This window comes from Jiella avicenniae, from assembly GCF_021390325.1.
GTDB classification, from domain to species: Bacteria; Pseudomonadota; Alphaproteobacteria; order Rhizobiales; family Rhizobiaceae; genus Jiella; species Jiella avicenniae.
In genome coordinates this window covers 31,978-58,116 of the sequence record NZ_JAJUWU010000020.1, presented here as the reverse complement: position 1 = coordinate 58,116, position 26,139 = coordinate 31,978, and the positions used below count along the sequence as shown (strand labels likewise).

At 67.3% G+C, this 26,139-nt stretch carries 22 protein-coding genes; 9 read left to right on the top strand and 13 right to left on the bottom strand.

Translation table 11 applies throughout. The features are described from left to right. Window positions 1-28: 28 nt before the first annotated feature. The 4 genes from LZD57_RS18755 to LZD57_RS18740 all read right to left on the bottom strand — a co-directional run bounded on the left by LZD57_RS18755 (window position 29) and on the right by LZD57_RS18740 (window position 4,841). Window positions 29-928, bottom strand: a complete 900-nt coding sequence (locus LZD57_RS18755; protein WP_233721089.1) for an ABC transporter substrate-binding protein — start codon at window positions 926-928, stop codon at window positions 29-31. Continuing rightward, a complete protein-coding gene (locus LZD57_RS18750; protein WP_233721088.1) occupies window positions 925-1,746 on the bottom strand; it encodes an ABC transporter ATP-binding protein in 822 nt (273 codons plus the stop codon). Before LZD57_RS18750 ends, LZD57_RS18755 begins: the two co-directional genes overlap by 4 nt. Further along, window positions 1,746-3,878: a TonB-dependent siderophore receptor gene (locus LZD57_RS18745; RefSeq protein ID WP_233721086.1), complete on the bottom strand. Its 2,133-nt coding sequence runs from the start codon at window positions 3,876-3,878 to the stop codon at window positions 1,746-1,748. The genes LZD57_RS18750 and LZD57_RS18745 overlap by 1 nt, the downstream gene beginning before the upstream one ends. Before the next feature lie 246 nt (window positions 3,879-4,124). Beyond that, complete coding sequence (locus LZD57_RS18740) at window positions 4,125-4,841, bottom strand: GntR family transcriptional regulator (protein ID WP_233721085.1); 717 nt, start codon at window positions 4,839-4,841, stop codon at window positions 4,125-4,127. A gap of 93 nt (window positions 4,842-4,934) precedes the next feature. On the opposite strand from LZD57_RS18740, the gene LZD57_RS18735 reads away from it, so the two are divergent. The 8 genes from LZD57_RS18735 (at window position 4,935) to LZD57_RS18700 (ending at window position 14,278) form a co-directional block, all read left to right on the top strand. Then, the gene (locus LZD57_RS18735; protein ID WP_233721083.1) at window positions 4,935-6,986 is read left to right on the top strand and encodes a hydantoinase/oxoprolinase family protein; all 2,052 of its coding nucleotides are present in this window, start codon (window positions 4,935-4,937) and stop codon (window positions 6,984-6,986) included. After that, complete coding sequence (locus LZD57_RS18730) at window positions 6,983-8,686, top strand: hydantoinase B/oxoprolinase family protein (RefSeq protein ID WP_233721081.1); 1,704 nt, start codon at window positions 6,983-6,985, stop codon at window positions 8,684-8,686. Before LZD57_RS18735 ends, LZD57_RS18730 begins: the two co-directional genes overlap by 4 nt. Before the next feature lie 62 nt (window positions 8,687-8,748). Next, window positions 8,749-9,741, top strand: a complete 993-nt coding sequence (locus LZD57_RS18725) for a TRAP transporter substrate-binding protein (protein ID WP_233721080.1) — start codon at window positions 8,749-8,751, stop codon at window positions 9,739-9,741. Window positions 9,742-9,852: 111 nt separating this feature from the next. Then, entirely contained in the window at window positions 9,853-10,371 is a 519-nt protein-coding gene (locus tag LZD57_RS18720) for a TRAP transporter small permease subunit (protein WP_233721079.1), read from the top strand. A 43-nt stretch (window positions 10,372-10,414) separates the two neighbouring features. Then, complete coding sequence (locus tag LZD57_RS18715; protein WP_233721077.1) at window positions 10,415-11,725, top strand: TRAP transporter large permease; 1,311 nt, start codon at window positions 10,415-10,417, stop codon at window positions 11,723-11,725. A 6-nt stretch (window positions 11,726-11,731) separates the two neighbouring features. Beyond that, window positions 11,732-12,247: a GAF domain-containing protein gene (locus tag LZD57_RS18710; RefSeq protein ID WP_233721075.1), complete on the top strand. Its 516-nt coding sequence runs from the start codon at window positions 11,732-11,734 to the stop codon at window positions 12,245-12,247. Between the two features lie 61 nt (window positions 12,248-12,308). Beyond that, window positions 12,309-13,532, top strand: a complete 1,224-nt coding sequence (locus tag LZD57_RS18705) for a metal-dependent hydrolase family protein (protein WP_233721074.1) — start codon at window positions 12,309-12,311, stop codon at window positions 13,530-13,532. 26 nt (window positions 13,533-13,558) lie between these two features. Next, the gene (locus LZD57_RS18700) at window positions 13,559-14,278 is read left to right on the top strand and encodes a haloacid dehalogenase type II (RefSeq protein ID WP_233721072.1); all 720 of its coding nucleotides are present in this window, start codon (window positions 13,559-13,561) and stop codon (window positions 14,276-14,278) included. Window positions 14,279-14,395: 117 nt separating this feature from the next. Here LZD57_RS18700 and LZD57_RS18695 read toward each other — a convergent pair whose 3' ends face one another. From LZD57_RS18695 to LZD57_RS18655, 9 genes are all read right to left on the bottom strand, one after another. Further along, on the bottom strand, window positions 14,396-15,556 hold the full coding sequence (locus LZD57_RS18695; protein ID WP_233721070.1) for a fumarylacetoacetate hydrolase family protein: 1,161 nt from the start codon (window positions 15,554-15,556) through the stop codon (window positions 14,396-14,398). Between the two features lie 115 nt (window positions 15,557-15,671). Further along, window positions 15,672-16,670: an ABC transporter permease gene (locus LZD57_RS18690; RefSeq protein WP_233721068.1), complete on the bottom strand. Its 999-nt coding sequence runs from the start codon at window positions 16,668-16,670 to the stop codon at window positions 15,672-15,674. 61 nt (window positions 16,671-16,731) lie between these two features. Continuing rightward, entirely contained in the window at window positions 16,732-18,240 is a 1,509-nt protein-coding gene (locus tag LZD57_RS18685) for a sugar ABC transporter ATP-binding protein (protein WP_233721197.1), read from the bottom strand. Window positions 18,241-18,321: 81 nt separating this feature from the next. Then, complete coding sequence (locus tag LZD57_RS18680; protein WP_233721067.1) at window positions 18,322-19,407, bottom strand: substrate-binding domain-containing protein; 1,086 nt, start codon at window positions 19,405-19,407, stop codon at window positions 18,322-18,324. A gap of 226 nt (window positions 19,408-19,633) precedes the next feature. Continuing rightward, a complete protein-coding gene (rpiA, locus tag LZD57_RS18675; protein ID WP_233721066.1) occupies window positions 19,634-20,344 on the bottom strand; it encodes a ribose-5-phosphate isomerase RpiA in 711 nt (236 codons plus the stop codon). A gap of 37 nt (window positions 20,345-20,381) precedes the next feature. Further along, window positions 20,382-21,221, bottom strand: coding sequence for a MurR/RpiR family transcriptional regulator (locus tag LZD57_RS18670; RefSeq protein WP_233721064.1), 840 nt, complete (start codon window positions 21,219-21,221; stop codon window positions 20,382-20,384). Then, on the bottom strand, window positions 21,218-21,907 hold the full coding sequence (gene gph / locus LZD57_RS18665) for a phosphoglycolate phosphatase (RefSeq protein WP_233721062.1): 690 nt from the start codon (window positions 21,905-21,907) through the stop codon (window positions 21,218-21,220). Before gph ends, LZD57_RS18670 begins: the two co-directional genes overlap by 4 nt. Continuing rightward, window positions 21,904-23,454, bottom strand: a complete 1,551-nt coding sequence (gene xylB / locus LZD57_RS18660) for a xylulokinase (protein ID WP_233721060.1) — start codon at window positions 23,452-23,454, stop codon at window positions 21,904-21,906. The genes gph and xylB overlap by 4 nt, the downstream gene beginning before the upstream one ends. Then, complete coding sequence (locus tag LZD57_RS18655; protein ID WP_233721059.1) at window positions 23,454-24,908, bottom strand: NAD-dependent succinate-semialdehyde dehydrogenase; 1,455 nt, start codon at window positions 24,906-24,908, stop codon at window positions 23,454-23,456. Before LZD57_RS18655 ends, xylB begins: the two co-directional genes overlap by 1 nt. A 440-nt stretch (window positions 24,909-25,348) precedes the next feature. On the opposite strand from LZD57_RS18655, the gene LZD57_RS18650 reads away from it, so the two are divergent. Continuing rightward, window positions 25,349-26,113 (top strand): SDR family NAD(P)-dependent oxidoreductase, encoded by a 765-nt coding sequence (locus LZD57_RS18650; RefSeq protein WP_233721057.1) that lies wholly within the window; start codon window positions 25,349-25,351, stop codon window positions 26,111-26,113. Window positions 26,114-26,139 lie beyond the last annotated feature (26 nt).

Genomic DNA, 26,139 nt, shown 5'->3' with positions numbered 1-26,139 from the left:
CCCGCAGTCCCATCGTTCGGCGACCGCGTCATGCGGGCGAACGGCCTTTTGCGGAAAGGAGCGCGGCGGTCACCAGACGGGCGAGGCGCAGCGCCGCCGGCAGGGCGCCGAAGGCGTTGCAGGGATCGACGACGGCGAAGCGCCCCGCCGCCACCGGGGGAAGCGCCCGCCACAGCGCGCCCTGGCGCATTTCGGCTCGCGCATCCGGCGGCACCGGGCCGACGACGATCAGAAACGCCTGCGGATGGGCGGCCAGCGCCTCGATGCCGACCGGGGCGGTGGCGCTGTAGCGGGTGCCCCCGATCCAGGCGTTGGCGAGGCCGAGCCGCGCCAGCGTCTCGCCGAACAGCGAATCGGCGCCGTAGACGCGAACGTGGCTGGCGTCGCCGACGTCGACGAGGAGGACGTCGCGGGTGTCGATCCCGGCAAGCTGCGTTCGGCGGGCGGCAAGCTCCGCCCGCGCCCGGGCCACCACCGCGCGGCCGTGCCCCGCGATACCGAAATCCCCGGCGAGCGCCAGCGTCATCGCCGCGATCTTGTCCAAAGGCGGCTCACCGGGGACGAACAGCTCGAACGCTTCGAACGGCGCGATCGCCTCGATCTGCGGCGCGGCCCAGGCGCTGTAATTGCTGCCATAGACGATGCCGGGCCGCAGGAGCGCCAGCCGCTCGAAGCCGAGGGCGCCGCGCAGGCCGAGATCGAGGACCGTCGCCGGCACCGGCGGTTCGACGACGAGCCTGCGATAGAGGATCAGCTCGGGCGCGGCGAGCGGCACGAGGCCGAGGGCGAGCGCGGTTTCGAGCAGTGCCCAGTCGACGACGGCGAAGCCGTCGCCCGCGGCCGCGATGGCGACGCCCGGACATGCGAACGACGCCCCGACTGCCGAAAGGAATGCGCGGCGCGTCAGCCCGGTTCGGGGGCGCGTCATGCGACGTAGCCGATCGGTGCGCCGGTGCCGGGCTGGCGGAAGACGCCCATCCGCACGCCATAGATCCGTTCGAGCATCTCCGGCTCGACGATTTCAGATGGAGGCCCGTCCGCGACGATGTTTCCGCCCTTCAGGGCGATCAGCCGATCGCAGGTGCGGGCCGCCATGTTGATGTCGTGGAGAACGATCACCACGGAATGGTCGTGGTCGTCGCAAAGCCGCCGGACGAGTTCCAGCATCTCGGCCTGATGGGCGACGTCGAGGGCCGAGGTCGGCTCGTCGAGGACGAGACAGCTCGCCCCTTGCGCGATCATCATGGCGAGCCAGACGCGCTGGCGCTCGCCGCCGGACAGCGTGTCCACGGCTCGGGCCGCGAACTCCCGCGTGCCGGTGCGGGCCATGGCCTCGTCGATCGCCGCCGTGTCGGCCGCACCGAGGCGTCCGAGGGCGCCGTGATGGGGATAGCGGCCGAGGGCCACGAGTTCGCGGGCGGTCATGCCGTCGGTCGGCGGTGGCGTCTGCGGCAGATAGGCGAGCCGCCGGGCGAATTCGCGGTCGCCAAAAGTTTCGATGGGACGACCGGAAAAGCCGATCGTGCCGCGGTGCGGAGACGCCTGCCGGGCCAGCAGCTTGACGAGGGTCGACTTGCCGGAGCCGTTCGGGCCGATCAGACCGTGCACGCGGCCGGGCTCCAGCGTCAGGTCCAGATCGTCCAGAATCGTCCGGCCGGAGATCGTGAAACCCACGCCTTCCAGCCGGAAGAGCGGCGCCCGGTGGACGCCGCTCCCGTCATCGGCCCGCATGCTGCCCGAAGTCATCAGAACGAGAAATGCGCCTTCAACAGGCCGCTCCGACCCTCGCCATAGGCGCAGCTCGCCGCGCTCTGGCAGCCGGCGACGTATTTCTTGTCGAAGACGTTGTTGACGTTGAGCGAGAGGCCCCAGCTCTCCTGCTCGTAGCCGAGCTTGACGTCGAAGACCGTGGCGTCCGGCACCTTCAGCGTGTTCTCGTTGTCGGCGTAGCTGTCGCCCTGATAGCGGATGCCGGCGCCCGCCGTCACACCCTTCCAGGCGCCCGACGGGACGGTGTAGTTCACCCAGGCCGAAGCGAGCACCTCCGGGATCAGCCAGGGGCGGTTGCCGACGATGCTCCGGTCGGCGTCCTCGGTGATTTCGAGGTCGTAGGCGGTGAAGGCGCCGGTGACGTTCCAGGCCTCGTCGAGATTGACGCTGGCCTCGAGTTCGACGCCGCGCGAACGCACCTCGCCCAGCGCCTCGGTGATGAAGGCGCCGTTGACCGTCCGGTTCTGCAGGGTGTTGCGGCGCGTGAGATCGAACAGCGAGGCGGTGAAGCTCGCATCGAGGAAGGTCGGCGAATATTTCAGGCCGACCTCGTACTGCTCGCCGGTCTGCGGGCCGACCGGCAGGCCCGCCGTGTCGGTGCCGATCTGCGGCTGGAAGAAGCGCGAGGCGCTGACATAGGGTGTCAGCCCACCGGCGAACTCGTAGGCGAGGCCCGCCCGGCCGCTGACCGCCCCGTCCTCGCGGTCGTAGTCGTTGTCGATCGCGGTGCGGTCGTCGCGGTCGATCCAGACGTTGTCGTAGCGACCGTTGAGCGTCAGGATCCAGCCGTCACCGAACTTGGCCTGTTCCTGGGCGTAGAAGCCGAGCTGGTTCATGTCGACGATCTCGTCGAGATAGGGGGCGTAGAGCGCTCCGAGATCGTCGGTGTAGTTCGGGTCGATCGGGTCGAGCTGGTCCGCCGGTCCGGTCGCCTGCCACTGGTCGATGCGATAGTACTTGTAGTCGATGCCGGCGAGCAGCTGATGATGGACCGCGCCGATCTGGTCCTCGAACACGATCTGGTTGTCGGTCTCGAAGAGATCGGCCTCGGTGTCGTGGGCGAAGTTCAGGCGGTAGAGCGTGCTGTCGGTGGTGTCGAAGTCATACGGGTACGGGCCGTATTCGCTGCGCTCGACGTGGAACAGCCGGGTGTTGGAGCGCAGGGTGATCTGGTCGGTCAGCGCCTGCTCGAGATCGGCGCCGATGCTCGCCTGCTTCGACCTGAAGTTGTCGAGATCGGGCTCGCTGTAGAAGAGATCGCGCGGGATCCGGCCGTAAGGCGCGTCGATGACCGTCCCGACATAGGGCCAGAAGCCGCCGGTATGTTTCTGGTCGTCATATTGGTAGGTCGCATAGAGTTCGAGCCGCGTGTCGGCGTCGGGCTCGTAGAGAAGGCTCGGGGCGACGACGCCGCGGAAGTTGTCGGCGTGGTCGGTCTGGGTGTCGCCGCCCTTGACGCGGCCGACGACGCGGTAGCTCCAGGGGCTGGCCTCGAAGAATTGGTCGCCGATGTCGAAGCCGACATAGCCGTTGGGATCGTCGGTGACTCCCGTCTCGAAATATCCGTGATGGGCGCCGTCGGCGCGCTTGGAGATCTCGTTGACGATGCCGCCCGCATTGGAGCCGCCGTAGAGCACCGATGCCGGCCCGCGCAGCACCTCGATGCGATCGAGCAGGAACGGATCGATGGTGATGCCGCCGAAGGCGTATTGGAAGAGTTGCAGGCCGTCGAGAAACATGCCCGACTGCGTGGCGTCGAAGCCGCGGATATAGACCCAGTCGGTGTCGGAATCCGAGCCGAAGGGCTGGGCGAAGACGCCTGGCGTATAGCGCAGCGCCTCGTCGACCTTCTGGACGCCACGGTCGTCGAGTTCCTTGCGGGAGACCACCGAGACCGCCTGGGGAATCTCGGCGAGCGGCGTCGCGACCTTGGCACCTGCCGTCGCTTCGGTGGCGACGTAGCCGTCGACGGGGGCGGGCGTGGCAAGTCCGGCCGAGCCGTCCGCCGTTCCCGTGCCGTTCCCCTCGCTGCCGATCACGACCTCGTCGAGCCGGACGACCGTCTGGGCGAGCGCCGGCTGCAGGCCGAGCGGGCCGAGCCACCCCATCGCAAGAAAACTGCTCGCCAGGGCGCGCTGACGGAAGGACCGACCGGCAGGACGGGACGGAAACTGATACATCGGAAACCCGCGACTCAAAACGATACCGCTCGACCGGTAGCGGACGAAACATGACTGATCGAGTCATGTTTTAGCTCCCCGGCAAATTCCTGAGGCGGGTGTTGCGGGTTTGCAGCGCAGTCCTGACGGGACTCTCGGACGTGCCGCCGATCCGGTCACCGAGTTTCGCAGCTTTCAGCTCAGCGGCGAGACCGCCGAAATGCGCCGCGTCAGGTCCGTCGACAGGATGGTCGCCGCGATCCGGTTGCGGAACAGTTCGACATGCCGCCCCGCCAGGCGCTCGGCCGTATCGGGGTCACGCCCGGCGATCGCCTCGAACATCTCCCGGTGGTCCTGCATGGTCGCTGCGAGATGGGTCTCCAGGCGCTCGCCCAGCCCTTCGTGTTCGGAAAAGGAGACGTAGCCGATGCGCAGCCCCTCGACCAGGCTTCGCCGGTAGGACGCGGCGAGAAAGCTCGACCGGGCGGCATCGGCGATGGCGGAATGGAAGTCGTAGTTCACGTCGGCGACGATCTCGGTTTTCAGCGCCCTCGCCCCCTCCTCGAAGGCGAGCATGAACGTCTCGATCCGGGCAAGATCGCTCTCCTGGCGACGGGAAGCAGCGAGCCGCGTCACGCTGCGCTGGAGGATGTCCAATGCCTCGAAGAACGCCCGGAGATCGCCGATGCTGAGCGGCGCCACGCGTGCGCCTCGCCCGCGGGCGGAGGTGACGAGACCCTCGGCCGTCAGCCGGATCAGCGCCTCGCGCACCGGTGTGCGCGACACGGCGAAACGGTTCGAGACGAAGCTTTCGTCGAGATCCTCGCCGGGCTTCAGGACGAGGCGCAGAATCTCCCGGCGCAGGTCCCTGTAGACCCGCTCGCTACCGGGCTCCGAGGTCGTGTCACTCATCGTCTTCCACTCGCATCTGATCGGAATGCCGACCGGTTGACAAGCTGTATACAAGCAGCATACGCTTCTGACAAATAAATGGGCAGGCACGAAATGCAGGCAGATGACTGGCTCGTCGGCGTCGACGTCGGCGGCACCTTCACCGATTTCTACGCGTTCGATCGAGCCTCGGGCACCGTCGCGCTCCACAAGACGTCGAGTACGCCGGACAATGCCGCCGACGCGATCGTTTCCGGCCTGCGCGAACTGGCCGAAAAGACCGGCTTTCCGCTTTCGGCCGTGCGCAACCTCGCCCACGGCACCACGGTCGCGACGAACGCGCTGATCCAGCGCCGCGGCGCGCGGGTCGCCGTGGTCACGACGGAGAACTTCCGCGACCTCGTCGAGATCGGCCGGCAGATTCGGCCGAAGCTCTACGATCTGAAGGCCGACCATCCGATGCCGCTGGCCCCGCGCGAGATGCGCTTCGAGGTGCGCGAGCGCATCGGCGCGGCCGGCGAGGTGGTGACGCCCCTCGACGAAGCCAGCGTCGAGGCGGTGATCGAGAAGCTGAAGGCCTGCAAGGCAGAGGCGGTCGCCATCGCCTTCCTCTTCTCCTATCTCAACCCCGCCCACGAGGAGGCGGTGAAGGCGCGCATCGCGGCGGCCTTGCCGGAGATCGCGATCTCGACGTCCTCCGAGGTGCAGCCGGAATTCCGCGAATACGAGCGCTCCTCGACGACGCTGCTCAACGCCTATCTGCAGCCTGCCTTCTCCCACTACATGACCACGCTGAAGGACGCGCTGGCCGAGATGTCGCCGGGCGCGACGGTCGGCATCAACCAGTCGAGCGGCGGCCTGATGTCCGTCGACAAGGCCCGCGACTTCCCCATCCGCACGGCTCTTTCCGGCCCGGCGGCGGGCGCGATGGGGGCGATCCACACCGCGCGCCTTTCCGGCCGCGCCGACATCGTCACCCTCGACATGGGCGGGACGAGCGCCGACGTCGCGCTGATCCGCAATCTCGAGACGAAGCTCTCCTTCGACCGCGACGTCGCGGGCTTTCCCGTGCGCATGCCGATGGTCGACATCAACACGGTGGGCGCCGGCGGCGGCTCGCTCGCCTGGTTCGACCGCGACGGCCTCGTCAAGGTCGGGCCGGTCAGCGCCGGCGCCGTGCCGGGCCCGGCCTGCTACGGGCGGGGCGGCACCGAGCCGACCGTCACCGACGCCAACGTCGTCCTCGGCCGGCTGTCCGGCCACGGCCTTCTCGGCGGTTCGATGACCCTCGACGTCGAGGCCTCCCGCCGCGCCGTCGGCAAGATCGCCGAGAGCCTCGGCTTTACCGTCGAGCGCACGGCCAAGGGCATCCTCGACATCGTCTCGGCCAACATGGTCCGCGCCATCCGCGCCATCTCGGTGGAGCGCGGCCACGACCCGCGCGAATTCGTCCTGATGCCCTTCGGCGGCGCCGGGCCGCTGCATGCCGAAGGCTGCGCCCGGGCGCTCGGCATCAAGGAGATCATCATCCCCTATTCGCCGGGCATCCTGTGTGCCCAGGGCCTCCTCGTCGCCGACCGCGCCGAGAGCTTCGTGCGCTCCGGCCGCCTGGCGCTGGCGGAGGAGAACGCATCCGAACTCGCCGATCTCGTTGCCTCGATGATGACGGAGGCGGAAGGCTGGTGGGAGGCGGAATCAGTCGAGCCCAAGGCGCGCAGCCGCAAGCTGGCGATCGACATGCGCTATGCCAGCCAGAACTACGAGTTGCAGATCGGCGTCGACGAACTGCCCTCGGTCGACGAATTGCGCCGGCTGTTCTTCGCGGCTCACGAGCAGGCCTACGGCTTCCACAATCCCGACGATCCGGTGGACGTCATGGCGGTGCGCCTGACGGCGCTCGGCCGCCTGCCCTCGCCCGGCACGCCGCCGATCGGCGCCGGCGCCAGCGCGACGCCGCAGCCGCGCACGCACCGGCCGGTCTGGTTCGACGGCGAGGCGGCGATCGAGACGCCGATCTACGACCGCGCCAGCTTCGCGCCGGGGACGCGGATCGAGGGCCCGGCCGTCATCGACCAGTTCGACGCGACGAGCCTCCTCTTCCCGAAGGACGTCGCGCGGGTCGACGACGCCCTCAACATCATCATCACGCGCGGAGACGCTTCATGAGCCGCCCGCCCCTCCAGGAATCGCCGCTCGACCCGATCACGATCGAGATCGTCGCCAGCGCCTTCCGTTCGGTGGTCGACGAGACCTTCATCGCGCTGATGAAGAGCGCCTATTCCACCAACATCAAGGAGCGGCACGACCACTCCACCGCGATCTGCGACCGCGACGGTAGGCTGATCGTTCAGGCCGACATGTCGCTGCCGATCCACATCGCCTCGATGACCGGGCTGATGGAGACGATCCTGTCGAAATACCGGCTGGAGGACATCGCCGAGGGCGACGTCTTCGTCGCCAACGATCCGCATGTGGCGGGCGGCACGCATCTTCCCGACATCAACTACGCCGCGCCCCTGTTTCTCGGCGACGAGCTGATCGGTTTCGTCTGCAACATCGCCCATCATGCCGACATCGGCGGCATGGCGCCGGGCTCGATGGCGGGCGGCATGTCGGAAATCTATCAGGAGGGGCTGCGCATCCCGCTCGTCCGGCTGTTCCGCAAGGGCGAACTGCAGCAGGACCTGATGGACCTCTTCCTGCTCAACGCCCGCATCCCGGACGAGCGGCGCGGCGACCACTTCGCCCAGATCGCCGCGTGCCGGCTCGGCGTCAGGCGCGTCAAGGAGATCGGCGAGCGGTACGGGGTCGCGACGATCCGCCAGGTGTTCGACGAACTCGTCACCCGGACGATGGCCCGCATGCGCGAGGCGATCGCCGGCGTGCCGGACGGCACCTATCGCTTCGAGGACGTGATGGACGACGACGGCGTCGCCACCGTCGACATTCCGATCAGGCTCGCCATCACCATTTCCGGCGATCGGGCCGTCTTCGACTGGCGCGGCTCCTCGCCGCAGGTGAGCGGCAACATCAACGTGCCGATCAATGCCACCAAGGCCGCCGTGGCATACGGCCTGAGGGCGTTGCTCGACCCCGAGATCCCGAACAACCAGGGCATTCTGGACTGCTGCGAACTCGTCACCGACCCCGGCTCGATCGTCGACTGCCGGGCGCCGGCGCCGGTCGCCGCCCGGGCGCACACCTCGCAGCGGCTGATCGACATCATCATCGGCGCCTTCGCCGCGGCGATCCCGGAACGCGCCGTCGGCGCCTCCAACGGCGCCAACACCACCGCCGTGTTCTCGGGCAAGGACCCGCGCACGGGGCGCGACTATCTCTATTTCGAGACCCTCGGCGGCGGCTTCGGCGGGCGCAACGACCGGGACGGCAAGGATGGCGTGCAGGTGCACATCACCAACACCTCGAACCTACCGATCGAGGCGATCGAGACGGAATATCCCCTGCGCGTGGTCAGCTACGGTTTCGTCGAGGATTCCGGCGGCGCCGGGCGCCATCGCGGCGGCGGCGGCCTGCGCCGGGTCATCCAGCCGATCGGCCACGACTGCCTGTTCAACGGCGCCGGCGAGCGGTTCCGCAATGCGCCCTGGGGCATCTTCGGCGGCGGTCCCGGCCGGCCTGGCCGATACGTCCTCGAGGGCGAGGACGGCGAAACGATTCTCGACGTCAAACCGTCGGGCGTCACGGTCGGCCCGGACGAACGGGTGGTGATCGAGACGCCCGGCAGCGGCGGCTACGGCGCACCCGCCGAGCGCGACCCGGCGAGCCTGCGGGACGACCTCGTGTCCGGCAAGTACAGCCGAACCTATCTCGAAACCCACTACCCTGCCGCGAAGCTTTCGGACTGACCGGAGGTGTGCTGTACTCGCCGCCGACGGGGATGAAATCGCGAAACGAAGGAAAAGAGCGTATGATGTTGAAGACGATCATGGCGGCCGGCGTATCGCTCGGCCTCGCTTTTGCGGCCGGTGCGGCCGCGGCCCAGGAGCGCTGGGACCTCGCCAACGAGTATCCGCCGAATTCGGTTCATGCCCAATCGGCCGACACGTTCATCAAGGCGCTCGACGAAGCCAGCAACGGCGAGATCGTCGTCACCGCCCATCACGGCGCGGCACTCGGCTACAAGTCGGTGGACCAGTTCGACGCGGTCGGCGACGGCGCCGTCCAGGTCGCCTCCTCCTTCGTCGGCGCCTGGGCCGGCATCGACCCGATCTTCCTCGTCTCTTCCCTGCCGTTCCTCGCCCCGACAGTGAAGGATACCCGCGCCCTCTACGAGGCGAGCAAGCCCTATTACGAGAAGGTGCTGGCGGATTCGAACCAGGTCTTCCTGTTCGCCACGCCCTGGCCGCCGAGCGGGCTGTGGGGCAACAAGCCGCTCGATTCCATGGATGCCATCAAGAACGTCCGCATCCGCACCTACGACGCCAACGGCACGATCACCCTGCGTAATGCCGGCGCGGCGCCCATCCAGCTTTCCTGGGCCGACACCGTGCCGCAGCTAACCACCGGCGGCATCGACGGCGTCCTGACCTCCGCCGACGGCGGTGCGGCGGCACAGCTGTGGGAGCACCAGTCGCATTTCACCGAAGTCAACTATGCGAGCCCGCTGCAGATCGTTCACATGAACAAGGACGTCTATGACGGGCTGACCGACGAGCAGAAGGAGGCCGTCACCAAGGCGGCCAAGGAAGCCGAGGACTTCGGCTGGGGCCTGCTCGAAAACCGCGTCAAGGAGAACTACGCGCAGATGAAGGAGAACGGCATGACGATCGTCACCGACGTCTCCTCGGATTATCTCGCCGCGCTCGGCAAGGCGGCGGAGGAATCGATCGCCGACTGGAAGGCGAAGTTCCCCGACGCCGATGCGCTGCTCTCCGACTACGAGAGCCGGCGCAAGCAGTAGGCATGATCGGCCGGGGGGCGGGAGTGTCGAAGATACCTCCCGCCCCTCGGCGGAGCCGGTCTCGCCGGCCACGCTCGAATCCCTTCTCCCCGCCCAACGAAGCGTGAGCGCATGCGTCGGTTCCAGACAATCGTCTTCGCCATTTCGCGCCTCGCCGCGGCGATCTCTGCTCTCGCCCTCGTCCTGATGGTGGGGCACATCCTCTACGAGATCATTCTGCGCTACTTCTTCGCGACGTCGACCTTCGTCCTCGACGAGTTCGTCGGCTACGGCGTCGCCGCCTGCACCTTCATGGCGCTCGGCTATTCGCTGGAACACGGCAATCTCATCCGGGTGAACCTTCTCCTCGCCCGTCTCGACGGCGTCGGCCGACGGGTGGTGGAGGCGGGGTGCGCCGCCCTGACCCTCGGCCTGACGTCGATCTTCATCTGGTTCTTCTGGATCCGCGTGGCACGAAACGTCGCCCGCGGAACGACGTCGAGCTCGATCGCCGCGGTGCCGATGTGGATCCCGGAGGGCTTCGTGCTTCTCGGCCTGTGCGTCTTCTGGCTCCAGGTCTTCGCCTATTTCCTGCGCCAGGTCTTCGACACGCCGCCGCCGGTCGAGGCGGAAACGGCGAACGAGATCTGATCCCGCCAGCCTTCGCTCCGATCTCCCGCACAAGGAAGTTTCGATGGAAGCCCTCTATCCGGCCGGCATCGTCGGGATCCTGATCTTCATCTATCTCGGCCTCGGCATCTGGGTCTTCGCGGGCCTCCTGCTCGTCGCGATCAGCTCGCTGATGCTGGTTCTCGGCATGAACATCGACCGGATCGGTACGATCGCCGCCAACATCGCCTATCGCTACGCCTCGACCTGGGAGCTGGCGGCGATCCCGATGTTCATCTGGATGGGCGAGATCATCTTCCGGACGGACATCTCCAACCGGCTGTTTCGCGGCCTCGCGCCGGTGGTGGAGCATCTGCCGGGCCGGCTTCTCCACACCAACGTCCTCGGCTGTACGCTTTTCGCCGCCGTCAGCGGCTCTTCGGCGGCGACGGCCGCGACGGTCGGCAAGATCACCACCACCGAGCTCGAACAGCGCGGCTACGACCGCTCCCTCGCCCTCGGCTCGCTGGCCGGCGCCGGCAGCCTGGGGCTGCTGATTCCGCCGTCCATCGTGATGATCGTCTACGGCATCCTCGCCGAGGTTTCGATCAGCCGGCTCTTCGCCGCCGGCATCCTGCCGGGCCTTCTGATCGCCTTCCTCTATTCCGGCTACATCATGATCCGCTGCCTCGCCAATCCGGGCTTCGCGCCCCCGAGCGGCGTGCGCACGACCCTTCGCGGCTATCTGCACATCGGCCTCGACCTCGCGCCGATCCTCATCCTCATGGCGATCGTGCTCGGCGCGATCTATTCGGGCATCGCGACGCCCTCGGAGGCGGCTGCGGTGGGCGTGGCGACCGCGCTGGTGCTGACCATCCTCATGCGCCAGCTCAGCTTCGGGCTGTTCCTCGAGACCCTGATGGGGGCGGTGCGCACCAGCTGCATGGTGTCGATCATCCTCATCGCCGCGGCGGTCCTTTCCACGGCGATGGGCTATCTGCACCTGCCGTCGAACGTCGCGGAGGCGATCGCGGCGCTGAACCTTTCGCCCTTTGCGCTGCTCTTCGTCCTGTCGATCTTCTACATCGTCCTCGGCCTGTTCCTCGACGGCGTGTCGATCGTGGTGATGAGCCTTCCCATCACCCTGCCCCTCGCCGTCCAGGCCGGCTTCGACCCGATCTGGTTCGGCGTCTACCTCGTCATCATGGTCGAGATGGGCCAGATCACCCCGCCGGTGGGCTTCAACCTCTTCGTCCTGCAGGGCATGACGGGCGTGCCGATCGGCAAGATCGCCTGGTACTCCCTGCCCTTCTTCTTCCTCATGGCGCTCGGCACCGCCATTCTCGCGGTCTTTCCGGAAATCGCACTCTGGCTGCCGCGCATCCTCTACGGGTGAGATGCAATGACCGAATCCCCAATCGCCACCGGCCGATTCGACCTGCCGTCGGCGCTGCGCACGCTCGGCGCGGCAGCCGCGGAAGCCGGGCAACCCACGGCCCTCTTCGCGGCCTTCGACGAGCTCTGCAGGAAAAGCGTCGGCCACCAGCTCTTCACCCTGCTCGCATGGGACGCCCCGGCCGGCGAGGTCGAGCGCATCTACTCCAGCCGGCCCGCCGAGTATCCGCTGAAGGGCCGCAAGCCGATGGGGCCGACCGAATGGGGCGCGCGGGTCCTGAAGGGCCGCCGGACGTGGCTCGGCAACGGCGCCGACGACATCCGCTGGGCCTTCCCCGACCATGAGCTGATCCTCTCGCTCGGCTGCGAGGCCTGCATCAACGCCCCGATACGCTGGGACGGCGACGTTCTCGGCGTCGTCTCGGTGCTCGGCCCGAAGGGATCCTACGACGAGGCCGATCTCGCCGGCCTCGACCTCGTCGCCGGAACATTGGCGCCGGCCTATCTCGCGGCCCGCCGCTGACCGCCTTTCGCCGCCTGCAGAGTGGGATGCGGAACCGCATCGAAGAAACGGAAAGACCAGCATGATCACGATTTTCGAAAACGCCTCCGTCCTCGACGTCGAGGCCGGAGCGCTTCTGCCCGACCGCCACGTGGTGGTCGAGAACGGCCGGATCCGCGAAATCGCCGAAGCGCCCGTCTCCGCAAGCGACGCCCGCCGGATCGACGTCGCAGGGCGGACGCTGATGCCCGGCCTCGTCGACAGCCACGTGCACGTGACCGCCTATTCGGCGAACTTCACCGAGCTGCAGCGCACGCCGCCGAGCTACGTCTCGGCCGCGGCCGCGGCGATCATGGGCGGAATGCTCGATCGCGGCTTCACCACCGTGCGCGACGTCGGCGGCGCCGATTTCGGCCTCGCCCGGGCGGTGCGCGAGGGGCTGATCCGCGGCCCGCGGCTGATCTATGGCGGCAAGGCGCTGTCGCCGACGGGTGGCCACGGAGACGTCCGCCCCGCCGGCATCGACGCACATGACGACGCCTACAACCAGCCGGGCCTCGGCTGCATCGTCGACGGCGTTCCCGCCGTTCGCAAGGCAGCGCGGCAGGAGATCCGGCGCGGCGCCCATCACCTCAAGATCATGGGCAATGGCGGCATCTCCTCGCCGACCGACCGCATCTCGTCGGACCAGTTTTCCGAGGAAGAAATCGCCGCCGTCGTGGAGGAGGCCGAGATGGCCAATCTCTACGTCGTCGTCCATGCCTATACCGCCCGCGCCATCAAGCGCAGCCTGAAGCTCGGCGTCCGCTCCATCGAGCACGGCAACCTCGCCGATCCCGAAGCCATCGCGATGATCAAGGAGCGGGACGCCTTCCTGACGCCGACTCTCGCGACCTATCGCGCCCTCAAGGACGAAGGCGTCGAGGCGGGGCTTCCGGCCGAACTCGCCGCCAAGATCGACGACGTCCTCGACGCCGGCATCAACGCCGTCGAGATGGCCCATCGGGCCGGCGTGCCGATGGCCTACGGCACCGATCTTCTCGGCGCCATGCACCGGCGCCAGCTGTCGGAGTTTTCCCTGCGGTCCGGCGTCGTCCCGGCGGTCGATCTGGTGCGCGCCGCGACGATCAACGGCGCGAAGCTGATGCGCCTCGAAGACGAGTTCGGTCAGGTCAAGCCCGGGCTTTCGGCCGATCTCATCGTCGTCGAGGGCAATCCGCTCGAGGACATCGCCGTCCTCACCAGGCCCGACACCCATCTGAAACTCGTCATGGCGCGCGGCGCGATCACGCGCTCCGCCCTTTGACCCACGTCAGTCGAGAGAACAAGCTCATGAAACTTTCCGACTTCAAGGCCCTCACCTTCGACTGCTACGGCACGTTGATCGACTGGGAGACCGGCATCTTCACCGCCCTGCGTCCGCTTCTCGACAAGGTCGGAACCGACATTCCCCGCGACCGGGTGCTGGAGCGTCACGCGGTGCACGAGTCCTCGCAGCAGGCGCAGACGCCGGCGATGCCCTACAGCCGGCTTCTCGCCACCGTCCATCGCCGCCTTGCCGAGGAATGGGACGTGCCGGCGACGTGGGACGAGTGTCTGGCCTACGGTAATTCCGTTCCCGACTGGCCGGCCTTTCCGGATTCCGCCGAAGCGCTCGCCTATCTGAAGCAGCACTACAAGCTGGTCATCCTGTCGAATGTCGACAACCGCAGCTTCGCCGGCTCGAACGCCCGGCTCGGCGTCGAATTCGACGCGATCTACACCGCCGAGGACGTCGGCTCCTACAAGCCCTCGCTGCGCAATTTCGACTACATGCTGGACAAGCTCGCCGGGCTCGGCGTCGCGAAGGGCGACATCCTGCATACGGCCGAAAGCATGTTCCACGACCACCAGCCGGCCAACAAGGCGGGCCTCACCTCGGCCTGGATCTATCGCCGCCACGGCAAGGAGGGTTTCGGCGCGACGATGAACCCGGGCGAAATGCCGAGCTACGCCTTCCGCTTCACCTCCATGGCCGAACTCGCAGAGGCGCACCGCAAAGAGCTCAGTTGATCGCTCAGCCGTCAGGCCGGTTCCACGCCACAGCGAACCAGTCGCCGAAGCGAACAGGCGGCCGGGACCGGAAGGGTCGACGAACCGCCCCTGTCTGCCGATCGAGGAACGCGGCCCTCAATCGCCCGACGGCCCTCCGATCAGGTCTCGCGCGGCGAGATTGCGCATCAGGGCGCGGGTGCCGAAGGTCCAGGGCGGACATTCGGTCGACAGCGCGACGGTGTTTTCGAGGCAGCCGAGACCGGGGGCGGCGATCCGCACGACGTCGCCGACCTTGTGAGTGAACCCCTCGCCCGGCTGGTCGCGATCCTGGGTCGGCGCAAAGAGCGTGCCGAGAAACAGCATGAGGCCGTCCGGATACTGGTGATGGCGCCCGACGGTCTGGGCGACGAGATCCTCCGGGTCGCGGCTGATCTGGCTCATCGAGGAATGCCCTTCGAGGCGGAAGCCCTCGGGCCCGTCGATGGTCAGGGTGAGTTCGGCCCGGCGCACGTCGTCGAGCGAGAAGCCGTCGTCGAACAGCCGGATCATCGGGCCGATCGCGGTCGAGGCGTTGTTGTCCTTGGCCTTCGACAGGAGAAGGGCCGAGCGGCCCTCGAAGTCGCGGAGATTGACGTCGTTGCCGAGGGTGGCGCCGAGGATGCGCCCCGCCGAAGAAACCGCGAGGACGATCTCCGGCTCCGGATTGTTCCAGTTGGAGCGCGGATGCAGCCCGACATTGCTCCCCGTTCCGACCGCCGCCATCGGCTGGCACTTCGAGAAGACCTCGGCATCCGGGCCGATCCCGACCTCGAGATACTGGCTCCACAACCCCTCTTCGATCAGCGCCGCCTTGGCGCGCTCGGCCTCCGGCGATCCGGCGCGGATGTCGCGCAGGCTCTCGCCGATGGCAGCGCCGATACGGCCGCGGATCGCCTCGGCGCGAGAAGGATCGCCGCTGGCCTTTTCCTCGATCACCCGCTCGATCATCGAACTGGCGAAGGTCACGCCGCAGGCCTTGACCGCCTGGAGATCGCAGGGCGCCAGCAGATAGGGCTTCTCGCCGGAGCGATCCGTCTCGCCGGCGACGTCCGCGAGAGCCCCGAGATCCTTCCCGGCGGCCGAGCGGACGTAGGATGCCGGGTCGTCCATTTCACAGATGTCGCTGACGGTCGGCGCCGTGGACGAGGTGATGTCGACGAGCCGCCCGTCGCGCAAGGTGACGACGGCCGGGCCGTTCGCCCCGGGTGAAAAGGCGCGACCGAGATATAGTCCCGAGGGCTCGTCGATGACAGACATGGCGTTTCCCGTATGCAGTGTCGTGAGTGGACCCACAGAGAGCGCAGTCGCGCCGCGGGGGCAAGGCCGAATCCGCTCGTTCGGCTCCCCGACGGATGCGTCGCAGCCCTATCCGTTACTGGAAATAGCGCACCCGGATGGCGTCGATGGCCACGGCGATGAAGATCATCACGCCACCGATCATGCCGACATAGAAGGACGGGACGGCGATGATCGCGAGGCCCACCTGGATGACGGTCAGCAGCATGACGCCGCCGAACACGCCGACGACGTTGCCGCGTCCGCCGAAGACGCTGACGCCGCCGATGATGGGCGCCGCGATCGCGTAGAGCAGGAAGCTGCTGCCCTGGTTGGAGGTGATCGCCATCTGCCAGGAGGCGAGCAGATAGCCGCCGATCCCGGCCAGGAAGCCGGCGATCGTGAAGGCGACGATCTTGGTGCGGTCGACGCGGATGCCGGCGGAATTGGCCGCCGCGGCATTGCCGCCGACCGCATAGATGCTGCGGCCGAGGACGGTGCGCCGCAGGAGAACGGCCATGAAGATCAGGGCGACGACGAAGACCAGCGGCATGACCGGCCAGCCGTCGATCGTCGCCTGGCCGATCCAGGTATAGCCGTCCGGCAGGCTGGTGATCGTCTTGCCCTGGGTGAGCGCCAGGAGCGCGCCCTGCAGGATGATCATCATCGACAGGGTCTGGATCAGCGAGACCATGCGCAGGCGGGTGATGCACAGCCCGTTGAAAAAGCCGATCGCCGTCGCGACGACGACGCCAAGCAGCGCACCCAGCCACCAGGGCGCGCCGTAATCGGTGACGGCGAGCGCCCCGACGGCCGAGGAGAAGCCGAGATTGGCCGGGATCGACAGGTCGATCTCGGCGACGAGCAGCGGCAGGGCGACCGCAGTGGCCAGCATGCCGAGCACGGTCGCCTGGACCATGATGTTCTGGAAATTGAAGACGGTGAAGAAGAACGAGTTGAACAGGCCGAAGAACACGACCAGGATCGCCAGCCAGATCCACACGACGTTGTGCAGGACCCAGCCGACGATGGCCCGGTTGGAGGTGCCGCTGCGCGGTCCGGGCGCCGCTTCCGCCTTGATCGAAACGTTGCTCATGATCGAACTCCTGATGGTGTCGGCGGGGCGTCGAGAGCCTCGAGCCGTATTCGACGCGGCCTCAGCCGCTGATCTGCCGGAGACGGTCCTTGCTGATCGCCTCCCCCGTCAGCTCCCCGACGATGCGGCCTTCCGAAAACACGCAGACCCGGTCGACCAGGCGGATCATCTCGTCGGAATCCGTCGTGACGACGATCACGGCGACGCCCTCGCGGCTCAGATCGTCGATGATCCGGTGGACGTCCTGCTTGACGCCGACGTCGATGCCACGCGTCGGCTCGTCGAGGATCAGAAGTTTCGGTTCCGTCGCGAGGACGCGCCCGAGGCAGACCTTCTGCTGGTTGCCGCCGCTGAGCGTATCGATGGCGACGTCCGGGTTCGGCGCCTTGACGCCCATGCTGGCAAAATAGCGCGAAATCATCGACCGCTCCGCCTCCTCGTCGACGAAACCGCGGCGCGACAGCGCCGGCAGCGACGACAGGGACATGTTCGCGCCGATCGACAGATGCCCCACCAGACCGTCCTTGCGCCGGTCGTCGGAAAGGAACGCGATGCCGCGCCGGTAGGCCTCGAAGGGATGGCCGGGAAGGCCGCTCGTCTGCGAGCCGGGCTCCAGTTGCATCGTTCCGGCCTTGGCATGGACGAGCCCGAAGAGGCAGCGGGCGAACTCCTTGGCGCCGGCGCCGGGCAGGCCGGCAAAGCCGACGATCTCGCCGGGGTGGATGCGGAAGGCATCGACGGCGACGTTGCGGGCGCGAACGCCTTCGACGACGATCGCCGGCTCGTCGGGGTCGAACTCCCGTCGCTTGCGCTGAAACAATGACAGGCCACGGCCGAGCACGAGTTCGGACAGCATGTCCGAGGTCATCTCGCCGACGTCGTCCGAACCGCCGGCAAGCTCGCCGTCGCGCAGGACGCTGACGGCGTCGCAGATTTCGAGGATCTCGTCGTTGTAGTGCGAGATGAAGACGAAGGTGACGCCTTCGGCCTTGAGGCGGCGCATGAAGGCGAAGAGCTGCTGGCGGGCCTCGACGTCGAGCGAGGCGGTCGGCTCGTCGAGGATGACGACCTTGCCGCCGCTGAACATCGCCCTGAGGATGTTCAGCTTGCGGCGCGCCACCGCGTCGAGCGTGCCGGCCCGTTGGGACGGATCGATGCCCGTGTCCTCGAGCATCCGCGCCGCGTCCCGGCGAAGCCGCTTCCAGTCGATCATCCAGCCCTTGCGCGGCCAGATTCCGAGCAGGAGATTCTCGGCGACGCTCATGTGATCGATGATCATCGGCTCCTGGGTCACCAGGAAGACGCCGGCTTTCTCCATCTCCTTGACGTCGTGGCCCTGCACCTCGACGCCGTTCAACCGGATGGTGCCGCCGGTCGGCTGCCGCTGGCCGGAAATCATGCCGACGAGCGTACTCTTGCCGGCGCCGTTCTCGCCGAGCAGGCCGTGGATCGAGCCGCGGCGGACCGCGAGGCTGACGGATTTGAGGGCCGAGAACCGCCCGTATGTCTTGGTGAGATTGGCAATGCGCAGGATATCGGCGTCGGCCGTCCCGGCATTGCCGACTGTCATGTGCTCCACCCGGCTCTCCCTGCCTCATCCACCCATGTCGCGGCATGCGGGCCGTCGCCCGCATGCCGGAGACCGGTCGGTCTATTTGTAGGCGATGCCCCACTCCTGTTCCGCGATGTTGCCCCAGTGGCGCTCGTCCTCGGCGTTCGAGGCATCGATGACGAAGGGCGGGATGACGAGTGCCGGCCCGGTCTTGGAATCGACGATCTCGCCCTTTTCCCAGAAGTACTTGTCGTTCTCGTAGGCGCCGAGCGGGACCGCCTCGCCCTTCATCGCGTGCTTTTCGAGCATGTCGACGGCAATCTGGCCGTAGGCGATCGGATCCTGCGAGACGCAGGCGTCCATGTAGCCTTCCTTGATCAGTTGCAGCGCGATCGGCTCGCCGTCGATGTTGATGAAGACGACGTGGCCTTCCTCGCCCACCTTCTTCCAGCGGTCGCGCTGCTGCAACGCGGTGGCGATCCCGCGGGCCGGGCTGTCGCTCGGGGCGTGGACGGCGTCGAGATCCGGATATTCCGAAAGAGTCGACAACGTCACCGACAGCATGAGGTCGAGCTGACCCTCGGTCGGACGGCTGAGTAGCTTGATGTCGGGATATTTGCCCATTTCGGCCTCGAAGCCCTCCTTGCGAAGGCGCCAGGCGACGCTCTGCAGGGCGCCGAAACAGTTGAGCACCGTGCCCTTCTTGCTGCCGTACTTCTGCTCCAGCCGCTTGACGATCTCCTGCGCGGCCATGACGCCGCCCTGGTAGTTGTCGAAGGAGACGGTGATCGCCACGTCGCCGCCGTCGGCGGGCGTGTCGATGATGGCGACCGGCACCTTGCGCTGGTTGTAGCGGGCGATCGACGAGGCGATCGCCTGGCTGTCGATCGGGTCGCAGACGATGGCCGAGGGCTGGCTCAAGAGGAGGCTCTGCCACTGCTCGAGCTGGCGGGTGTTGTCGAAGTTGGCGTTGGTGGCCTGGAACTCCCACTCGCGCCCCTCGACGGCGCGCCGCACCGCCTCTTCCTGGATGACGAAGAAATAGTAGTCGAGGCTCTTGTTGCTGAACGGCACGAAGACGCGGTCGGCAGCCTTCGCAAAGCCCGGCATGCCGAGACTGGCGGCGCCGAGGGCGAGCCCGCCCTTCAGGACGGAGCGGCGCGAGACGTCGAATTTCTTGAGCATTTTGTCCTCCCATGGATCCGATGCGTATGTAGTTTTACTATGCCGTTTTACATCATGCGACCTGCGCGCCGTCAAGCCGCCTCGTCGGCAAAGAGCGACATTTCATCGATTTTGTTCAGTCATTTCAGTAGTTCGACCATCGTCGTCAGTATACCGAGGACAGCATGGGCGAGCGAACTCGTTCGCGCAGTCGCGTCGCATCTCGTAAAACTAGATTTACTCCCGTTCAGGCCACCGGCCGCTCGCTCACATAGGCGGTTCCGTCGAAGCAGCCGACGACCATGGCGCTGGACTCCCGGGTGAAGAGGCCGTTCTCCACCACTCCCGGGATCATGTTGAGTGCCACCTCCAGCCCCTCGGCATCGCCGATCGAACCGCAGTGACAGTCGATGATGAAATTGCCGCTGTCGGTGACGACCGGCGCACCGTCCTTCATGCGCCGAACGAGTTCGGTCCCGGCGACGCCGTAGCCGGGCAAGGTGCGGCGGATGGCGCGTTCGGTCTGCTTCCAGGCGTATTGGACGACCTCGACCGGCAGCGGAAAGCGGCCCAGCGTGTCGACGATCTTGGTTTCGTCGCAGATCGTGACCATGCGGCGGGAGGCATGCGCGACGATCTTCTCCCACAACAGGCAGGCGCCGCCGCCCTTGATCATCCGGAACCGGCGATCGATCTCGTCGGGACCGTCGACCGTCAGGTCCAGCATGTCGATGTCGTTGACGTCGGTCAGCTCGATGCCCACCTCGCGCGCCACCGCGCTGGTGCTGTTCGACGTGGTGGTGCAGGTGAGCTTCAGGCCGCCCGCGACCCGGGCGCCGAGCTCCCGCACGAAGATGTGCGAGGTCGTGCCCGATCCGAGGCCGAGCTTCATTCCGTCGCGCACATAGGTGTCGATCACCTTGATGCCGGCCAAGCGCTTGGCGTCGTCTTGCGTCATGTGAAATCCTTCGATCGGGCGCGGCTCTGAGGCCGCGTCAAAGCTTTTCCGTCAGCCAGGAATCGAGCGCCGGCAGCTGGTCGGGGAATTCGTTGCCGGTCATCACGGCGATGGCCGTGACCAGCATGTTGACCACCAGATGATGGTTCAGCCGCGAGGCCAGAGGCGTCAGGAGTTCGGTGTGGTCGTAGGGCGTCACGGCGATCACGTGATCGCTCACCACCGTCAGCGGCGTGTCGCCGGCGGTGATCGACAGCACGGTCGCGCCCTGCTCCCGCGTCGCCTTGGCGAGTTCGACCATCTGCCGCGTCGCGCCGGACTGGGAGAAGATCATGGCCAGTTCGCCGGGCCGCGCGAAGCCCGCCTGGGTGCGCTGGCGCTTCTCGCCGAGAATGGCCGAGCAGCGAAAGCCGAGACGCTGGAACTTGTGCTCGGCATCGATCGCCGTCACCTCGGAGATGCCGGTCGCGTAAATCGCCAGCCAGGAGGCGGCGTGGATGGCCTTCGCCCCGGCCTCGATCTGCGCCGGGACGAGGTCCTCCAGCGCCCGCTGGATGGCGCTGAGCGAATTCTCGCAGGTCTTGCGGACGATGTTCTCGACCGTGTCGTCGGCGGTGATCTTGTCGTAGTGGAACGGCGCCCGGGGCACGATGTTCTGGGCGAGATTGACCTTGAAGTCCTGGTAGCCCTCGAAGCCGAAGCGCCGGCAGAAGCGGATGATCGTCGGATCGCTGACGCGGCAGTCCTTGGCGAGGACCGCCATGCTCATGTGGATGACGTCGTTGGGCTTCGCGTTGACCGCTTCCGCCACCCGGCGTTCCGCCGCCGCCATCTTCGGCATTTCCTCCCGGATCTGATGGAGAAGGCTCTGGATCATGCCGGCACGCCTTCGGGGCTCGTCCGGCCGAGGTGGAACAAGAGATCGCGCAGCCGCGAAATCCGGGTCGCGTCGGCGTCGACGACGTGCGGACCACCACCCCACGGGACGATGAAGAAGGGCACGCCGGCGCCCCGTGCGCAGGCGCTGTCGACGTCGGTATCGCCGACATAGGCGATCTCGTCCTTGCCGAGACCCATGGCCTCGACGACGGCGAGAAGATGCGCCGCGTCGGGCTTGCGCCGCGGCACCGCGTCGGCGCCGATGGCGCTGTCGAAGAGGTCGGCGATCCCGAGGATGGACAGGACCGTCTGGGTCAGGCCGTGCGGCTTGTTGGTGCAGATGCCGAGCCTGAGGCCGGAAGCCTTCAGCGCCTTCAGGTCCTCGGCGACATGGGCGAAGAAGGTCGTGTGCGTCGCCGGCGCCTCGGCGTAGTTCTTCAGATAGGCGACCTTGGAGGCCTCCACGAAGGCGTCGTCGGTCGGCAGGCCCTGCTCCTGCAGGATCCGGAGAAGCAGCGTCTTCGGGCCGTCGCCGATGAACCGCTCGACGTAGGCGGTCGCAAGCGGCGCCCAGCCATGCTCGGCGAGGACGCGGTTGACGGCCGCCGCGATGTCCGGCGCGCTGTCGATCAGCGTTCCGTCGAGGTCGAAGACGACCGCTTTGATCTGGCCATTGGCCGTCATGCTTGCTCCTCGCGATCGAAGACCGGATCGGCCAGCCTTCCGAACGTCGCCTGCAGGGCCGGATAGAGGCTCCGGTAGATGTCGAACATCTCGGCGTAGACGCCCCGATCTTTCGACGGAGACTGCCGCGATACGGTCCGGCAAAGGCCGGCCGCCGTGCTCGCATCCGGCCAAAGCCCGACGCCGACGCCCGCGACGATGGCCGCGCCGAAGGCGCCCCCCTCCGCCGCGCCTTCGGTGGTGACGACGTCGCAGCCGAAGACGTCGGCCTGGATCTGCCGCCAGAAGGTCGAGGCCGCGCCGCCGCCGGAGGCGCGGATACGGTCGGCGGCGATGCCGGTCTCCGCCATCAGGGCGTAGATGTCGCGGAGCGCGAAGACGACGCCTTCGAGGACGCTGCGGATCATGTCGCTCTCGCCGTGCCGCGAGGTCAGACCGAGAAAGGCGCCGCGCGCATCGGGATCGGCATAGGGGCAGCGCTCGCCGTTCAGATAGGGCAGAAAGATCAGCCCGCGGGACCCGGCCGTGCTGGCCGCGGCCCGCTCCATCAGGCGGTCGAAGGGAATGTCGTGCCAGCCGTTCTCGGTGAGATCGCCGAAGCCCTGCGCCAGCCGTCGCAGCCAGGCGAGAGCTCCGCCGGCGTTCAGCGAGACGCCCATGCAATGCCACCGGTCCGGCGCGACGTTGCAGAAAACCTGCAGCCGGCCATCCGGATTGTCGCGCGGCGCGGCGAGCGCGCAGGCGAGGATGCCGGCCGTCCCAACGGTCGTCTGCAGGTCGCCGGGATCGATGACGCCGGCGCCGATGGTCTGGATGACGGAATCGCCGCCGCCGCCCACCACCGGAAGCCCTTGGGGCAGGCCGAAGAAATCGGCGGCGGAAGCCGACACGCGGCCGGAGACCTCCTGGGATTCGTGACAGGCCGGCAGCACGGCCGGATCGATCCCGGCCGCCTCCACCACCTTCGTCGACCAGGCCCGCCGGCGGACGTCGAACAGCCCGGTGCCGGATGCGTCGGAGACCTCGGTCGCCAGTTCGCCGGTGAGCCGCAGCCGCAGATAGTCCTTGGGATTGAGCACATGGCGCAGCCGGCGATACGCCTCCGGCTCGTGCTTGCGCATCCACACGATCTTGCCGCCGGTGTAGCCCGGCAGCATCCGGTTGTTGGTTTCGGCGAGCAGCGCCGAAAGGCCACCGACGGCCTCGGTCATCTCGGCGCATTCGGCGGCGTTGCGCTGGTCGTTCCACAGGATCGCCGGACGCAGGACCCGATGCGCCTCGTCGAGCGGCGTCAGCCCGTGCATCTGGCCCGACAGGCCGATCGCGACGATCCCGGTCCCCGGGCGCTTGGCCAGGACGCCGGAAATGGCGGCTCGCGCGCCGGTGATCCAGTCTTCCGGATCCTGCTCCGACCAGCCCGGCCGCGGGGCGCTCGCGTCGTATGTCGCGGTATGGGTCGCAAGGACCGTTCCGGCGGCGTCGAGCAGCAGCGCCTTGCAGCCGGACGTGCCGATGTCGATGCCGAGGATCGCCGTGTCGATCGCCATCAGGCGTCCTCCGGCTCGTCGAAGCAGATGCGCACATGCTTGAAGTTGAAATATTCCAGCATGCCCTCGCGGCCGTGCTCGTAGCCGACGCCGCTCTGCTTGCGGCCGCCATAGGGGGCGTTGATGATGCCGGCGTCGACGTTGTTGATCGCAACGTTGCCGTAGTCGAGCCGGGACGACAGGTAGCGCATCTCGTCCATATGCTTGGTGTAGGCGTAGGCGGCGAGGCCGTAGGGCGTGTCGTTGGCCTTTTCGACCGCCTCGGAGAGGCTGCGGAAGGGCGCGACGCCGACCAGCGGCCCGAAGGTCTCCTCCGTCATCACCTGCATTTCGTGGGTGCAGTCCGCGAGGACGGTCGGGCGGAAGAAGAAGCCCTTCTTGAATTTCTCGCCCTCCGGCGGACGGCCGCCGGCCATCAGCCGCGCGCCCTTTTCCAGGGCGTCGGCCAGATGGGTCTTCGTCTTTCCGAGAGGCTCGGCCGAGGCCATCGCGCCGAGATCGGCAGCCGGATCGTCGAGGCCGTTGTCGATGGTGAGCGCATCCGCCGCCGCCGCGAGCTTCGACAGGAAGGCCTCGTAGACGCTCTCGGCGACGTAGATGCGATTGATGGCGATGCAGATCTGGCCCATGTTGCGGAAGGCGCGCCGGGCCGCACCCTTCACCGCCGCGTCGAGATCGGCGGTCGCGGTGACGATCATCGGACAGTTGCCGCCGAGCTCCAAGGAGAGCTTCTTCACCGTCGGGCTGGATTGCTGGATTCGAAGACCGACCGCGCCCGAGCCGGTGAAGGCGACCTTGTCGATCAGCGGGCTTTCGACGAGGTGCTGGCCGACGCTCGAGCCCTTGCCGGTGACCATGTTGACGACCCCGGCGGGGATCCCGGCATCGTGCAAAGCGCGGGCGATCGCCAGCGGCGAGAACGGCGTCAACTCCGGCGGCTTGACGACGATCGTGCAGCCGGCGGCGAGCGCCCCGCCGATCTTCCAGCCGATCAGCTCGGCCGGGTAGTTCCAGGGCGAAATCGCCGCGACGACGCCGATCGGCTCGCGGACGACGAGGCTCTGATAGGCATTGCTCTCGTTCGGGATGATCGCGCCGTGAACCCGGACCCCTTCTTCCGCGTAGAAGTGCAGGGTCTGGGCGAGCTTGGACACCTCGCCCCTCGCCTCGTTCAACGGCTTGCCCTGCTCGCTCGTCATCGCACGGGCGATGTCGTCCTTGCGCCGGTCGATCAGGTCTCCGGCCTTGTGCAGCAGTTCCGCCCGCCTGAACGGCGAAAGCCCGGCCCATGCGGGAAATGCCTTGCGCGCGGCGTGGATGGCACGGTCGATTTCTTCCGGGGTGGCGTTGGTGATCGTGCCGATCGTCTCTTCGGTCGCCGGGTTCTGCACCTCGAGGACCGCGCCTTCGCCCGAGATCCACTCGCCGCCGATCAACATTTCGCTCTCGAACATCCGACTGCCCTTCCATCACGGCCGCTCACGGCCGTAGCGCCCTTGCGCCCTGCGACATCATCGCGGCATAGCTAAACTAGATTTTTTCTGAACGGAAGACCGAAAATTGCGGATGACGTCTGCGAAGGATCGGCGACGGTATCCGCAGAGCCGCATGACGCCGGCCTCGACGGGGTCGCGTGGAATTTGCTTTTCCCTCATATTCTCAATTTCTTGCAGCGCTCTGTGTAGATATCTGTCGAAGCTGCGAATGTCGGGGACCGCCCACAGACGCCTCAAGCACGTTGACGGTGCGAGGGTGGATAATATAGTTTTGCTATATCGCCTGATGGGCATTCGAGATCGATTCGCTCGGACGTTCGGATCTGCCGTCGCCACCGAGCACCGCGAGCCCCTTGCAGCGCCAAGCCGGGCCGCAGAACACCGCCGAAGGGCCCGCCATGACAGACTATCGCCGCAAGCTCGACCTTTCCGGCAAGACGGCCCTGGTGACGGGCGCCGGACAGGGGATCGGGGCGGCGATCGCCATGGCGCTGGCGCAGACGGGCGCCGACGTCCACTGCACCGACATCGACCTCGCCCGCGCAGAAGCGGCCGCCGCGACTCTGCCCGAGGGACGGGTCGCCGGCGTCCATCGGCTCGACGTCACCGACACGGCCGCGCTTCGGGCACTCGCGGACGAGCTTCCGGCCCTCGACATCCTCGTCTGCAACGCCGGCGTCGTCACCAATACGCCCGCAGACGAGATGGAAGACGACGACTGGCAGAAGGTCGTCGACGTCAATCTGACCGGCGTCTTCCGCACCTGCCGCGCCTTCGGCCGGAAAATGCTGGCAAGCGGCAAGGGATCGATCGTCAATGTCGGTTCGATGTCCGGCCAGATCGTCAACTGGCCGCAGCCGCAGTGCCACTACAACGCCACCAAGGCCGCCGTGCACCACCTGACGAAATCCCTGGCGGTGGAATGGGCGGCCCGCGGCGTGCGCGTCAACGCCGTGGCGCCCACCTATATCAATACCCCGCTGATCGCCGGGGTCGCCGAAGGATCGGCCGAACTGGTCGATCAATGGCTGAAGATGACCCCGATGGGACGGCTGGGCGAGCCGGAGGAGATCGCCGCCGTCGTCCAGTTCCTCGCGTCCGACGCCTCCAGCCTGATGACGGGGTCGATCGTTTCCGTCGATGGCGGCTATACGAGTCTCTGAGGGTTCGTGCCGCGCCGACCGGGCGG